General features: G+C 44.0%; 12 protein-coding genes. All 12 read right to left on the bottom strand.

The window, feature by feature from the left end; all coding sequences use genetic code 11:
- Positions 1-56: 56 nt before the first annotated feature.
- The 12 genes from JQM82_RS10255 to JQM82_RS10200 all read right to left on the bottom strand — a co-directional run bounded on the left by JQM82_RS10255 (position 57) and on the right by JQM82_RS10200 (position 15209).
- Complete coding sequence (locus JQM82_RS10255; RefSeq protein ID WP_235250210.1) at positions 57-590, bottom strand: inorganic diphosphatase; 534 nt, start codon at positions 588-590, stop codon at positions 57-59.
- Positions 591-657: 67 nt separating this feature from the next.
- Entirely contained in the window at positions 658-2292 is a 1635-nt protein-coding gene (gene ptsP / locus JQM82_RS10250; protein WP_235250208.1) for a phosphoenolpyruvate--protein phosphotransferase, read from the bottom strand.
- A 15-nt stretch (positions 2293-2307) separates the two neighbouring features.
- A complete protein-coding gene (locus JQM82_RS10245; RefSeq protein WP_235250206.1) occupies positions 2308-2565 on the bottom strand; it encodes an HPr family phosphocarrier protein in 258 nt (85 codons plus the stop codon).
- Positions 2566-2594: 29 nt separating this feature from the next.
- Entirely contained in the window at positions 2595-3443 is an 849-nt protein-coding gene (locus JQM82_RS10240; protein WP_235250204.1) for a PRD domain-containing protein, read from the bottom strand.
- A 34-nt stretch (positions 3444-3477) separates the two neighbouring features.
- Complete coding sequence (locus JQM82_RS10235) at positions 3478-5613, bottom strand: PTS transporter subunit IIABC (RefSeq protein ID WP_235250202.1); 2136 nt, start codon at positions 5611-5613, stop codon at positions 3478-3480.
- A gap of 222 nt (positions 5614-5835) precedes the next feature.
- Positions 5836-7326, bottom strand: a complete 1491-nt coding sequence (gene malQ, locus JQM82_RS10230) for a 4-alpha-glucanotransferase (RefSeq protein ID WP_235250200.1) — start codon at positions 7324-7326, stop codon at positions 5836-5838.
- Between the two features lie 36 nt (positions 7327-7362).
- Complete coding sequence (locus tag JQM82_RS10225) at positions 7363-8199, bottom strand: carbohydrate ABC transporter permease (protein WP_235250198.1); 837 nt, start codon at positions 8197-8199, stop codon at positions 7363-7365.
- A complete protein-coding gene (locus JQM82_RS10220; protein WP_235250196.1) occupies positions 8200-9042 on the bottom strand; it encodes a carbohydrate ABC transporter permease in 843 nt (280 codons plus the stop codon). It abuts the gene before it with no gap.
- Positions 9043-9144: 102 nt separating this feature from the next.
- Positions 9145-10449: an ABC transporter substrate-binding protein gene (locus tag JQM82_RS10215; RefSeq protein WP_235250194.1), complete on the bottom strand. Its 1305-nt coding sequence runs from the start codon at positions 10447-10449 to the stop codon at positions 9145-9147.
- Positions 10450-10568: 119 nt separating this feature from the next.
- Complete coding sequence (locus tag JQM82_RS10210) at positions 10569-11897, bottom strand: ABC transporter substrate-binding protein (protein ID WP_235250191.1); 1329 nt, start codon at positions 11895-11897, stop codon at positions 10569-10571.
- Positions 11839-13620, bottom strand: coding sequence for a sensor histidine kinase (locus JQM82_RS10205; protein ID WP_235250189.1), 1782 nt, complete (start codon positions 13618-13620; stop codon positions 11839-11841). The genes JQM82_RS10210 and JQM82_RS10205 overlap by 59 nt, the downstream gene beginning before the upstream one ends.
- Positions 13617-15209, bottom strand: coding sequence for a response regulator transcription factor (locus JQM82_RS10200; protein ID WP_235250187.1), 1593 nt, complete (start codon positions 15207-15209; stop codon positions 13617-13619). The genes JQM82_RS10205 and JQM82_RS10200 overlap by 4 nt, the downstream gene beginning before the upstream one ends.
- Between the last annotated feature and the right edge of the window lie 138 nt (positions 15210-15347).

Below are 15347 nucleotides of genomic sequence, written 5' to 3'. Positions count from 1 at the left end.
CCCCCGGGATTTTCCTGTTACATAAATCTACAGTTTGCGGCAATGAACAATCCTTGTTATTTTACAAATTTGTCCTTATATTGTTCGATACAGTTTTCGATCACTGCAACAGCCTCCAGCGCACCCTGGAATTCATTGACTGCCGTATGCTTTCCTTCCAGATCCTTATACACTGTAAAGAAATGCCGTATCTCATCAAAGATATGTTTCGGCAGTTCAGATATGTCCGTATACATCTGATAGGTTGGATCTGCCCAGGGGATTGCGATTATCTTCTCGTCCCCGGCTCCTCCGTCCGTCATCTTCATCACACCAATCGGATAACAGCGTACCAGTGTCATTGGCTCCAAAGCCTCGGAACACATGATCAGAACATCCAGCGGATCCCCATCATCTCCCAGCGTCCGGGGAATGAATCCATAATTCATCGGATAATGTGTTGAAGTATACAGTACCCGATCCAGAATGATCAGGCCGGTCTCTTTATCAAGCTCGTACTTCTTCTTACTGCCTTTGGATATCTCCACAACGGATATAAAATCCGTTGGAAAGATCCTTTCTTCGCTGATATCGTGCCATATGCTTCCCAATTTCTCACCTTCTTCATCTTATGCGTACATATATAATATTCTTTTTTCCGTTTTTCCCATATCCATTCTATGATTCTTTCTTCTTTCCCAGGGCCATCTCGCGTATCTTCTTACGGATCGGAAGTACAAAAGAAGGAGACACGGACAATTCATCAATTCCCATCTCCAGGAATGTCTCTGTCAGAGTCATATCTGCACCAAGTTCGCCACAGATTCCTACCCAGCATCCGTGCTTATGCCCATTCTCGATCGTCTGCCGAATCATCCGGAGAACTGCCGGATGATGGGAATCATAGATAGAATCCAGCTTACTGTTCTGCCGGTCGATGGCCAGCGTATACTGTGTCAGATCATTGGTACCGATGCTGAAGAAATCCACTTCTTCCGCCAGAAGATCACTGATCATGACTGCTGCCGGGGTCTCGATCATGATGCCCTGCTCCACTTCACCGTAAGCGATTCCCTGTTCATCCAGTTCTCTTTTTACCTCTGCCACAATCTCTTTGATGCGGCGCACCTCATCTACAGAGATGATCATAGGATACATGATCGCGATATTTCCATAGGCACTTGCGCGGAATAATGCGCGAAGCTGTGTCTTGAAGATCTCTGTCCGCTCCAGACAGATACGAATTGCACGAAATCCCATGGCAGGGTTCTCTTCATGTGCAATCTGAAAATAATCCGCCTGTTTGTCAGCACCGATATCCAGCGTCCTCACAATCACCTTTTTCCCCGCCATATTTTCTGCAACTGTTTTATAAGTCTGGAACTGAGTCTCCTCATCCGGATAGTCTGATGACTCCAGATACAGGAATTCGCTTCTGAACAGACCGATTCCTGCCGCATCATTAGCAAGTACACTGGCGATATCTTTCACACTGCCGATATTGGCATACAGACGGATAGACTTTCCATCCAGCGTGACATCTTCTTTTCCTTTTAATTCTGACAACAGTTCTCTTGCACGGATGCCCTCTTCCTGACGCGCCTTCATCTGACTTAAGATCTCATCTTCCGGATCTACGTACAGAGTTCCGGAATAACCGTCTACAACTGCCAGGCTGCCGTTCCAGTCCTCCCGGATCTGAACACCGATCAGCGCCGGAATATTCATGGTTCTTGCAAGAATCGCCGTATGGGAATTGGCAGATCCATGCTCGGTAACAAAGGCCAGAAGTTTTTCTTTGTCCATCTGTACCGTCTCACTCGGTGCAAGATCATCTGCTACGATGATCACCGGTTCCTCTCCGATCTCGCCGCCACTTTCTCTTCCACTTAAGATGTTAACCAGACGTTCAGATATGTCTTTTACATCAGCAGCTCTGGCCTTAAAATAATCATCATCCATATCCGCAAACATTTTCGCAAAATTATCTCCCGTTGCAGCAACAGCAAATTCTGCATTGACCTGCTGTGTTTCTATGATGTTGACGATCGAATCCACATAATCATCATCTTCCAGCATCATGGCGTGCACTTCAAAGACGGCTGCATTCATCTCGCCCACTTCTTTTACTGCCTTTTCATACAGCACATTCAACTGTTCGATTGTTTTTTGTCTTGCAGCTTCATATCTCTTAATCTCAGATGCTGTATCTTCAATCTTTGTCCGCTTTACAGATTGTTCCCCTTTCTGATAAAACAGGATTCTACCGATTGCAATTCCTTTGTATATCGATTTTCCAGTATATACTTCCATACCTGTGCTCCAATCCTACAGATTCTCCTTGAAAAATGTTTCCATAGCTGCAGCTGCCGTTTCTTCATCCTCGCCCTCTACTTCTACTGTCACTTCTTCTCCACACTTAACTCCAAGTCCCATGAGAACCATCAATTTTCTGGCATCTGCTTTCTTTTCTCCTTTTACAATTGTGATGGAAGATGCATATTTTTTTGCTTCCTTTACAAGCATTCCTGCCGGTCTTGCGTGAATTCCCACCTCATCTGTAATGATATAATTAAATGATTTCATAATATCTGTTCTCCTTTTCTCTATTCTTTTTAATCTTCTTTTCCGGTATCCAGTTCATCACTTGCGACTCTTTCGATATGCATGGCCAGATACCCGATCTCTACTTCTTCCAGTTCGCATCCCAGGCTGTGTCCCACCTGCCCGCAGACACTTTCTGCCATCTGATATGCCTCTGGGAATTTGATCTTCATATAATCATTCATATTGACCTTCAGCTTCTCACCGCTTATCGCACGCGCTACCATATATCGGATATGATTCATCAGACGGTTATAGGAAAGAGAAGCCACATCGATGGACTTTCCGACAGTCTGCTCCACCAGAGAGATGCATTCCCGCACAGCTCTTGCCACCTGCATCGCCTGCGATACTTTTTCATCGTCAATTGCAGAATGTATATGAAGCGCAACGTATCCGACTTCGTCATCATCAATCTGGATACCCATTCGTGTCTTAAGAAGTGGCCGGATCTTTTCCGCCGCCTTAAATTCCATATGAAACAGAATCCGGATATCCTCCGTCAGAGGATTGCTGATCTGCTCGTGATTTTGAATTCTCTGTACTGCAAATGCAATATGATCTGCCAGTGGGAACAGTACATTGCGGTCAATTCGGCCGAATATCTTTTCTGCCTCATTTAATACTTCATTGGTGATCTCGAGAAATTCCGGTGTAACCGACCGAACAATCTCTCTGGCGTCTCCACGCTCCGTATATTCCTTCAGCGAATACACACGGTCCTCCGGCCTGGTCTCCACTCTCTCGCTTACCTTTTTCCCGAATCCGATTCCTCTTCCCACGATCAGACATTCCTGATGCTCTTTCTCACTGATCGCAATGACTGTATTATGATTTAATACCTTTTTTATCCTGTACATTTCATTCCCCACTTACATTTCATATGTTATCTTCTTATTCACAGATATCCACTGCAAACAGTGCTTCTCCCGCCTGAATCTCTCCATCTCTCAGCAGACGGATCTTCTGGTTGTCCTCAAGCTCCGTACACAGGATCGGTGATACCAGAGAAGGTGCATGTGTATTCAGGTAATCCAGATCCAACTTCAGCATCGGATCCCCTTTCTTTACCCTCTGCCCATTCTCTACATACACTTCAAATCCTTCCCCTTCCAGCTTCACGGTATCAATTCCGACGTGAATCAGGAGGCTGATTCCGGAATCCGTCATAAAACCGATTGCGTGTTTCGTATCAAATACGAAGCATACTTCGCCATCTTCCGGTGCCCTTACGATCGCGTCCTTTGGTGTAACGACCGCTCCATCTCCCATCATACGCTCCGCAAATGCTTCATCCGGCGCAGTGGAAAGATCTGCCGCAAAGCCTGTCATCGGGCTTGAGATCTCAATGGTATTTACCACCTTCTGCTCTGGTTCTTCAACTCTTGCCTCTTCGACTGTTTCCAGTGTTTCTTCTGCCGTATACTCTTCATCCGGTGCTGTCTCCAGATAGTCTTCAAGATTGGATTTGATTACGGTGACACGCGGTCCGTAGATAATCTGGACTCCGTTTCCTTTGTGCACAACACCGGAAGCTCCTGTGGATTTCAATAGCGCATCATTAACCAGATCTGCTTTATATACTGTACAGCGAAGTCTGGTTGCACAGCAGTCTACATCTGAAATATTCTTCTTTCCTCCAAGTCCATGGCAGATAGCCTGAGAAAGCTCGTCCACAACAGCTTCTCCTTCTGCAGCTTCCCCTTTCTTTCTTGCTTCCACATCACTTCTGCGGTATAATTTCACCTCTTCACTGTCATCTCTTCCCGGCGTCTTCAGATCCATCTTTCGGATCAGGAATCCAAACAGAAAATAATATACGATAAAATATCCCACTCCCACGATGACGATCCAGATCCAGCTGGTTTTTTCATTGCCCTGAAGGACACCAAAGAGGAACATGTCGATCATACCTCCGGAGAATGTCATGCCTACGCCGACGTTAAATACATGCATCAGCATATATGCAAGTCCTGCAAACACACAGTGGATTCCATAAAGGAGCGGTGCCACGAACAGGAAGGTAAATTCCAGAGGTTCCGTGATACCGGTCAGCATGGAAGTGAGTGCCGCAGATAGCAGGAGACCTCCAACTTCTTTTCTCTTTTCCGGCTTTGCACACTTATACATTGCAAGCGCTGCTCCCGGAAGTCCGAAGATCATCAGCGGGAATTTACCGGACATGAATCTCGTTGCAGATACTGCAAAATGTTCTACCGTCGGGTCTGCCAGCTGAGCAAAGAAGATATTCTGAGCTCCTTCCACTGCCTGTCCCGCAACCTCCAGCGTTCCGCCAAGCGCGGTCTGCCAGAATGGAAGGTAGAATACGTGATGCAGGCCAAACGGAATCAACAATCGTTCCATCAGGCCATACAGCCATGTTCCAAAATATCCGGAATTCAGAACCACATCTCCTACCGCATAGATGCCGCCCTGGATCACCGGCCAGATAAAATACATGGCAATTCCCACTCCTGTATATACCAGGGAGCATACGATCGGTACAAACCTGGCACCTCCAAAAAAGGACAATACCTGCGGAAGCTCAATCTTATAATATCGATTATGAAGAGCCGCAACTCCTAATCCGACAATGATACCTCCGAACACACCCATCTGCAGGGAAGTAATTCCACATACGGAGGTCGTTGCACCTTCCAGCATACTCTCCGTTCCGCCTCCGATCTCAATCATTGCTCCGATCGAAGCATGCATAATAAAGAACGCGATCACTGCCGCAAGTGCAGCAACTTCCTTTTCTTTCTTTGCCATACCGATTGCCACACCCATGGCAAAGATCAATGGCAGATTGGTAAACACAATATTTCCCGCATCCTTCATCACCAGGAAGATGGCATGAAATACTGTTCCTTCTCCCAGAGCACCCTGCAATCCGTACGCTGCAAGCATGGTTTCATTACTGAAGGAGCTTCCGACTCCCAGCAAAAGACCGGCTACAGGAAGAATTGCGATCGGCAGCATAAACGATCTTCCCACACGCTGCAATACACCAAAAATTTTGTCTTTCATCTCTTTTCTCCTTTTCTGCTTCTGCCGGAACATCTATGCATATCAGCGGATGGATTCCTTTTTTATAGTAAAAAAAGGCATTAACACACATAAATATCCCTTGCATTTATGTATAGTTAATGCCTCGTTCCTCAAAAAACAAGTAACATACTATCGTTAATTATTAACTTATCACCGCATGTTATATTTGTCAAGCAGTTTTCACACCGGCAATGTGAAAGTTTAATATCTTGCGCACAATCTCGTCAGATGACGAATTCTTCCAATCAATTCTTCTGAAAATGCATCTTCTTTCATTCTCCACATCCAGTTGCCACCAAGCGTAGACGGGGTATTGATTCTTGCCTCTTTTCCGAGTCCCAGATAATCCTGTACCGGAATGATGCAGGTATCGGCTACACTTCGCATGGCAAGACCGATGTAATCCCATGGGATCTCTTCCTCCGGAGTGAAACGGTTATTCAGATAATCCAGTGCCATCTCTTTGTCTTCCGGCGCAAGAACCTCATACCATCCTCTGACGGTATCATTGTCATGCGTTCCCGTATAGACAACACAGTTTCTTTCGTAATTATGAGGAAGGTAATCACTGTCTTCCCTGGAATCAAATGCAAACTGCAGAACTTTCATGCCCGGATAACCACTGTCTGCCAGAAGCTTTCTGACGCTGTCTGTCAAAAACCCCAGATCTTCTGCAATAATTGGAAGGTCTCCCAGTTCTTTTCGGATCGCATAGAACAGATCCATGCCCGGTCCCGGCATCCACTTCCCATTCTCTGCTGTCTTGTCTCCGTACGGAATCGAATAATATTCATCAAAGCCCCGGAAATGATCAATCCGAATTACATCATAGATCTTAAAGCAACTGGAAATTCTCTGAATCCACCACGCATATCCAGATTCTTTATGATACTCCCAGTCGTAGAGCGGATTGCCCCAGAGCTGACCTGTTGCCGAGAATCCGTCCGGCGGACATCCTGCAACCGCAATCGGAAGATTCTTTTCATCCAGCTGGAACAGTTTTGGGTTCGCCCAGGTATCCGCACTGTCAAACGCCACATAGATCGGAATATCACCGATGATCTGAATTCCCTGTTCATTGGTATACGTCTTAAGCTTCGTCCACTGAACGGAGAACAAATACTGCTGATACTCATAGAAAGAGATCTCATCCCGCAGTTCTTCTGTATAACGCTCCATGGCCTCCGGCTGTCTGAGACGGATATCTTCATCCCACTGATCCCAGCTCTTTCCGCCAAACTGGTTCTTCACTGCCATATAAAGCGCATAATCCTGAAGCCAGAACTTTTCTCTCTCCACAAACTCCACAAAAGAAGGCTCCTGCAAAACTCCAGACTCTTTTGCCCGGTTGTAGGCAATTTTCAACACATCAAACCGTGCGTGATACATCTTTTCGTAATTGATGGCCGTCTCATCTTCTCCAAAATCAGCCGCATCACATTCCTCTCTGGTAAGGATACCTTCCTCGATCAATGTCTCCAGATCGATATAATACGGATTTCCTGCAAATGTTGAGAAAGACTGATACGGAGAATCTCCATATCCGGTCGGACCCAATGGCAGGATCTGCCACTGGGACTGTCCGGACTCTTTCAGGATATCTGCAAAATGATACGCTTCTTTTGAGAAACAGCCTATTCCATAGGAACCTGGTAACGCCGATATCGGCATTAACATTCCACTTTTTCTCATGTCATCTATCCTCCAAGTATAATTCATATTCTCATTTTAACCCTTAACGGCTCCGGCCGCAACACCTTTGATGATGTGTTTCTGGCAGGACAGATAGAAGATAATAACCGGTATGATTGCAAGGATAAGAGCCGCCATAATTGCGCCCATGTCCACACGTCCGTAACTTCCCTTCATATACTGGATGATGATAGAAATCGTTTTATATTTATTCAGATCCAGTACCAGATATGGAAGCAGGAAGTCATTCCAGATCCACATGGTCTCCAGAATACCAACTGAGATATACGTCGGTTTCATGATCGGAAGTACCACAGAGAAAAAGGTGCGAAGCGGTGTACATCCGTCGATCATGGCAGCCTCCTCAATTTCAAGCGGAATCGACTTGACAAATCCGCAGAACATAAAGACCGCTAGTCCGGCTCCGAATCCCAGATAAATGATGATGATTCCCCAAGGAGTATTCAATCTTGTACGATCTGCAATCAGAGACAATGTAAACATTACCATCTGGAATGGTACAACCATGGAAAATACGCACAACAGGTATACGAGCTTTGTGAATCTGGTATTCACTCGTGTAATATACCATGCACACATGGAAGTACAGATCAGGATAACCAGTACAGAACCGATTGTAATAAATACCGTCCATCCAACTGCACTCAGAAGCTCGTACTTATCAATTGCCGCCCGATAGTTTTCCAGCCCTACAAATGTCTTTTCTGCCGGCAATGTAAACGGTTCTTTATTGATAAATACTTTTTTCTTAAATGAGTTAATAAGTACGACCAGAATCGGCAGAATATATACAACACCAAGTATGGTAAATATGCCGGTTCCCGCCCAGCTTAATTTATTTTTCCACTTCATTTACTGCTGCACCTCCTTCGAACGTGTTGCTCTCAACTGCAGCATACCAATCATTACAACAAGCAGGAAGAACAGTACAGCTTTCGCCTGTCCGACTCCTTCCCATCCGGTACGTCCATAGAACGTATTATAAATATTCAATGCCATCATCTCTGACATCTTTGCCGGTTCACCTGCAGTCAGTGACAGGTTCTGATCGAAGAGTTTAAATCCATTGGTAATTGACAAAAATACACAGATTGTAATGGAAGGCATCATCATCGGAACCGTCACCTTCCAGAGTCTCTGCCAGCTGGTCGCTCCATCAATCTGTGCAGCTTCCATTACATCACCCGGAATAGACTGAAGACCTGCAATATAGATGATCATCATATAACCGATCTGCTGCCAGCTAACCAGAATAATCAGTCCCCAGAAGCCCAGCCATTCATTTAATTTCAACGCAGTATTATAATTGGACAGGATACCGTCAAAAATCAGCTGCCAGATATAACCAAGTACGATACCGCCGATCAGGTTTGGCATGAAGAAAATAGTACGAAAGATATTGGTTCCTCTCATTTTCTGTGTCAGTGCCATCGCAAGCGCAAATGCAAATACATTGATCACAACCAGAGATACAACCGCAAACAATGCCGTATACCAGAATGAATGTCTGAATACAGTATCCTGAAATGCCTTGATATAATTGGAAAATCCTACAAACTTTGCGTCTGTAACCGTTGTAAACTTACAGAATGAAAGCCAGATTCCCATAATAAACGGGGCAATGAAGCCGAGTGTAAACGCACAAAATGTCGGAAGTACGAATATCGGCATATAACGTTTCATGGCCTTTTCCACAAAAACTCCCTCCTTCTCAGTAAAAAGCAGCGGGCGAACCATTTTCGCCCGCCGCATCTTTTCTGCTTATCTCATCTATCAGATTCCTCAGTGCAAATCAGATTATTCAGCAGCTGCTGCCTCTGTTGCCCAGCCGTCAACAAATGCGGTTACCACTGCATCCCAGTTTGCATCTGTCTGCTCAGCTGCATATGCTGTAAGAGCAGATCCCACACCGTTCTTCCACTCTTCAGATGGCATTGTAGAGAAGTTCCATGATACTGGAGTTTTTCCTTCTTCCAGATATTTGTTCGCTTCATTTACAAGTACATTATCAGACTCAAGATTAGATTTGAAAGGAATGACAAATCCCATATCTTTGCACATTGCTTCTACACCCGTCTCAGATGTTACACACCAGTTAATAAAATCAAGTGTTGCCTGAATATCTTCCTCAGAAGCTTTGTTGTTCACACACCAGTAGTTCTCTGTACCGGTACATACGCCCTGATTTTCTTCTCCTTCTACCCCAATATAGATTGGAAGGATTCCAAGATTCTCATCGCCAATGTCAGCAACGTCATTGTATGCCCATGTACCATTCTGATAGAATACGGCTTCTTCTGTTACGAATTCTGCAACCGCATCATCACCGGTCTTTGTAGACAGAAGCTTCGGATCACATGTAGCATTGTTAATGTACAGATCCCAGATTGCACGGTAGTTGTCAAGGTATGTACCTTTGATTGCGTCTGTGTTATCAATTCCATCTGCCTGATACTCATAGTAGATTGGAAGGTTTGCAAGGTGTGTCTTGAATCTCCAATCAGAAGATCCATCCATGCCAGCGGATGTGAATGCAGAAAATCCAAGTTCATCTTTATTTGCTGTGATATCTTCTACTACTTTCTTGAAGCTTTCAAAATCAGTAATATCGTCAGCTGTATATCCGGCCTCTTTCAAAAGTGCCTTATTGTAGATGATTCCGTAGTTTTCAATTACATATGCGATACCAAGTGTCTGATCTCCGTCTTTGAGAGCGAAGCTGTCATCTGTCAGTTCGCCTGCGATATCAGATCCGGACAGATCATAGCAGTAATCTTTCCAGCTTGCAAGACCAACCGGTCCGTTTACCTGGAATAATGTCGGAGCATCCGTTTTAGCCATCTCTGACTTCAGTGTCTTCTCATATTCTCCGGAAGCAGCAGTAAGAACAGTTACCGGAACACCCGTCTCATCTGTATATGCCTCTGCCAGAGCCTGCCACTGCTCGTCAGCTTCCGGCTTGAAGTTCAGGTAATATACCTTTCCTGATGCTTCTTTTTCTTCTGATCCCCCATCAGAAGAAGAACTGCTTCCGCAGCCTGCCAGCATACCAACTGTCATAGCTGCAACAAGTAAAATTGATACAACCTTACGCTTTTTCATAATGTTTACCTCACCTTTCCGAAATTGGTTTTCTTTGTTGTGAGTTCATCATATCAGTTGAAGCGTTATAAGCTGTATCAATTAAAAAACCTAATATACAAAAAAATATACTCTTCTATCTATTGTTCTTCTCTATACTGCCGGATACTGTCATCTGCTTTCTGTACGAACTCTTCCGGGGTCATCTTGCCCTGTGCAAGATCTGGCAGACATTCTCCTAACGTCTCCTCCTGCAGAATGGAGTTCCATTTTACCTGATAATTTGGCACAATCTGAGGATTCCCTTCAAATGCTTCAAGATAATCCAGCAGCAGACGATCGACTTTCTCTTTATCCTGCTTGAACAGCTGCACCTTTTCTTCCTGATTGAATATCGTACGGAACTTAAAAAACGCCAGTGCTCCTTCTTTCACCTCATCACTGTACCCGAATACGATCGCCCATCCAAAAGTCTCCGGAGAAGAGATCAGCTCATTTTTCGGAAACGGAGAGAATCTGACATCTTTTTTGATCTCTTCCGGAATTTTTTCAATCATCCAGTATCCATTCGGCAGCATTGCCACTTTTTCTGACACAAAGTTCGTATATGCCACATCAAAATCCGTATGAAGCGCATCCTCTGTCGTATATTGGAACAGCCGCTGTAAAGACTCTGCCAGATGTATTCCACTTTCATTTTGATAGCTGTCCGGATACAGCTGCTTCATAAAGGCTTCCCCTTCTTCTGTAGCTGCCAGTTCTGCCGTAGCAAGAAGCATAGCAGCCCAGCCGGTTCCTTCCGTGTGAAGTCCCAGAGGTGTCACTCCTGCATTCTTAAGCTTCTTACAACACTTCCAGAACTCCTCCCAAGTCTCGGGGAAACGCTCAATACCCGCCTGTTCGAACAGTTTCTGATTCCAGAACACACCCGAACAGGAAAAGGCAGCTGTACTGATCGGTGACAGATAGATACTTCCATCTTCCTCCGTACAGGCCTCCATAACTGCAGGTTCAATCATATTCTTCCATTCAGGATCGGAATTGACCGCATCTGAAATATCCTCAATTCGACCTTCTTCTATCATCATCCGATAAAAGGATGGCAGCATTCGAAGATCGGTAATCACTGCAGGAAGTTCATCCGTTACATTCAGACGTTTCAGGTTCTTTCGATACTCCTCTTCCGTCTCCATCACCCATTCCACATCCAGATGATACGTTCCCCGGTATGCCTTGTTGAACGCTTTGACCAGTCTCTGTTCATTCTTTGCTCCTGTTGTAGGATCAACCGTAAGAATCATGGGAATTGAGATCTCTTCCGTCACTTTTTTACTGGTTTCTTTCTCTTCTTTCGTACATCCCGCAAGCCCGATAAAAAGCACAGCTACAAGAAGTGCAGACACTGCCCGCCTACCATTCGTCATTTTCTCTCCCATCCACAGGAAGCCGGACGATACAATTTGTTTCATTTTCCTGAACCTCATATCTGAATTCTACATCCTCTCCATATTTCAGCCTGAGTCTTGTAACAATATTAACTACTCCATACCCATGCTTATGATCCGGAAAGCATTCCTTCATCTCAGCAACCGGCATGACTCCCAGTCCATTGATCCTGTCTGCCATCTCCTGATCCATCGATGTCCCGTTATTATACACCCGAAGCACCAGCCTGTGTTCCTGTTCCATTACTTCAATCCGAATCAGACCTCCTTCATAGATATCACAGAACCCATATTTAATCGAATTTTCCACCAGTGGCTGAAGAATCAGCTTCAGTACCCACCGTTTCTTAAGTTCCTCTGGACAGTCAATCTCATACCGGAACAGATTCTCGTTCCTGATCTGCTGGATCTCCATATAACTTTTTACATTTTCCAGTTCATCCTCCACGGTAACCATATCTCTTCCCTTGCTGAGAGATAGTCTGAGATACCTGGAAAGCGCCTGGATCATCTTCATCGTCGTCTCTTCTCCATTAATTCTTGCAAGCATATAGATCGTGTCCAATGTATTATACAGGAAATGCGGATTGATCTGACTGATCAGCATGTTCAGCTCACTGGTTCTCAGTTCTTTCTCCTGGTTTTTAATCTCCAGAAGCAGCTGTTCAATGTTTTCCAGCATCTTGTTATAGGAATCTCCAATGTCATCCAGTTCCGTATTCGTATGTACTTCTATTATCTTACTGAAATCCTGTCCATCAAATTCCTTCATCGCCTTTGAGATCTTTTGAATCGGTCTTGTAAAGACTCTTGATGCCTGAATGCTGATTCCAAACGCAGCCAAAGCAACCAGAAGATAGATTCCCCCCAACACCAGAAGCACTTGATTCATTCCTTTATTCAGTATCCGGTCCGGTACCAGCGTATAGACCAGCATGCCGCTTTCCTTATGCCTGTAAGCACAGAGGATTCCTCCCGGCACCTTTTTACCACTCAGAATCATTCCTGACTGTCTGCTCCCTGCAAGTTCTCTGATCATCGCACCGGTCTTCTCTTCCATCTCATATTCTCCCGGATTCCAGATCATACAACTTTGTCCACTCGTATCAACGATTCCCGTCACAATCTCATCAGTCAGCTTCTCATTGTCCGTCACTACTTCAGCTAAGAATTCGTCATTCATCTTCAGAAACAGCATGCCTGGCTCGTGTGCATAATCCATGCTTCTGACATATCTTCCGATAAAAAGAGCATATTCTCCATCTCCAAACAAATTGTCCTTTGCCCAGAACCATTTTGTCTTGGAATACTCATCTCCCAGCTTCCTGGCAAACCCGCTTTTTTCAAAGTCATCATAAGAAATCTTAGAGTATGATTTTGTATACACATTTTCCTTATTATCCACATAACAATATTCTGCAACATGACTCAGATCAATGTATGCAAAATACTTACTCAGAGCATTCTTTTTTACTTCTTCCAAACCCTTCGTCTTCAGACTTTTCTGTACATTGTCATTTACAATACAATCTGCAGTTACTTCATCACTTTTCTGATAGAGATTATCTATGGATATCCCCATTTTTTCACTCATGAACTCATATTTATCCACAATCAAAGAAGTCAGATTCATACGCGTGTAGATCCAGACCCCGAAGCTGGATAAAAACAAAGCCAACAGCAAAAGTGCACTCATATACTTCAGATATTTTCTCTGAATCCCTGAAGTTTTTTGTATTACCGTCATTCTTTATATTCCCTTTTATATTCACTCGGCAGTTTTCCGGTATATTGTTTAAACAAATGCGAAAAATAGGACGGATTGCTGATACCTACCTGTTCGCAGATCATTCCAATACTGTAATCCCCATGTTCCAGTAGTTCTTTCGCCTTCTCCATACGTCTGTGCAGAAGATATTTTTTGAACGTCATCTGGAAAGTGTTCTTAAATACACGTCCAAAATATACGGGATTCAGATATACCTGCGTCGCCACCTCCACAATCGACAGTGATTCGTCATTCAGATGTTCTTCTATATAAGCAACCGCATCAGACATGTACTCCTTAAAATATTTTGTTTCATCCGTCCCCGAAGTTTCTATTCGCACTTCGATCGCTTTACCAAGAATCTTATAGCAGACATCTACGGAACGTGCTGCATTTAGATTCTTCAGATTCGCATAATAATTCTGAAACTGACTTTTTAATTCTTCATTCAGTCCATAAGAATCTTTCAGCATAAATTCTGCTTTCAACATCACTTTGTGCATATACTGACACTGTAATTCTTCCTCATTCGGAAGGCTGTAGATAAAGCTTATAAAAGCATCTTTCAATTCCTGTGCATTATTTTTTCGCACTGCATTTACAATCAATGTCTCGACGTCTGCCGGATAAGATTTTTCCGATTTTTCTTCCATTTCCTCCGGAATCGTAAATGCACTTGCGCCGGATATGCTCGCAAGTCCGAACAGCTTCTGTGCTTCTTCACAACTTCTCTTGATTCCGTGAATCCCTTTATACGGTTTGGAGATAGAAGCAATAATCGGACTTTTTTCTTCCTTTTTGGCATATTCCAGCATCTGTTTCAGTTCCCGCACAGAAGCATTCTGCTGTGTCTTTATGACAAATACACAGTTGCCGTCTTCACTTTCAAACTTCCAGTAGAAGAATCTCTCTTTGATCATACTCTCCAGCTTCTGAACCATTGCATATCTGGATGCTTCATATTCCAGTTCATTCGTAATCTTGTATGCAAGATCAATATCCACGCATACTGAAATAAACCTGTCCCCCTCTAAAATCACATTCTGAAGTGTTGCAAACACTTCCTCGATCTTCTCCTGCGGAATCCGGTTCTGAATATATTTCTGCACAACCACCTGAAGAAAACTGTCTGAATCTTCTTTCAGCAGCCGTTCCCAGCTGTTATATTTCTCCTGATTGCGAAGCTGCTCCATGCAGGTATCATATGCACTTTGCATCGTCTCCTGCAGTTTATCATCCTCAATCGGTTTCAGAAGATATGCATGTGCTCCAAGGTCACATGCCTGCTGCGCATATTCAAAGTCACGATATGCGCTCAACACAATAAACAGACAGTCTATTCCTTCTTTCTGGATCTCCTCCATCACCATCAATCCGGTAATCTGTTTCATTCGAATATCCGTAAGCACAACATGCGGCTGCTTTTCCCTGATCACCCGGATCGCTTGTTCACCGCTTTGTGCAGTTCCGACCACTTCGAATCCCATCTTGTTCCAGTCGTATGTCTTCAACAATCCTTCCAGTAGAATTGGTTCGTCATCTACAATTACAAGTTTTAATAATTCCATATCTTTTCACCAACATTCAAAAAATGTTACTTCATTACGCTTCTATTGTATTTCCTGCTGGAGAATTTCTCTTATTAAAAATCATACCTGTTATACCAAAAATCATACTTCCGGATGTTAAAATATAAAAAATCATAC

Origin of the sequence: Faecalicatena contorta (genome assembly GCF_021531995.1) — a bacterium.
Classification (GTDB): Bacteria; Bacillota; Clostridia; order Lachnospirales; family Lachnospiraceae; genus Dorea_A; species Dorea_A contorta_A.
This window is presented reverse-complemented; position numbering and strand designations above follow the sequence as displayed.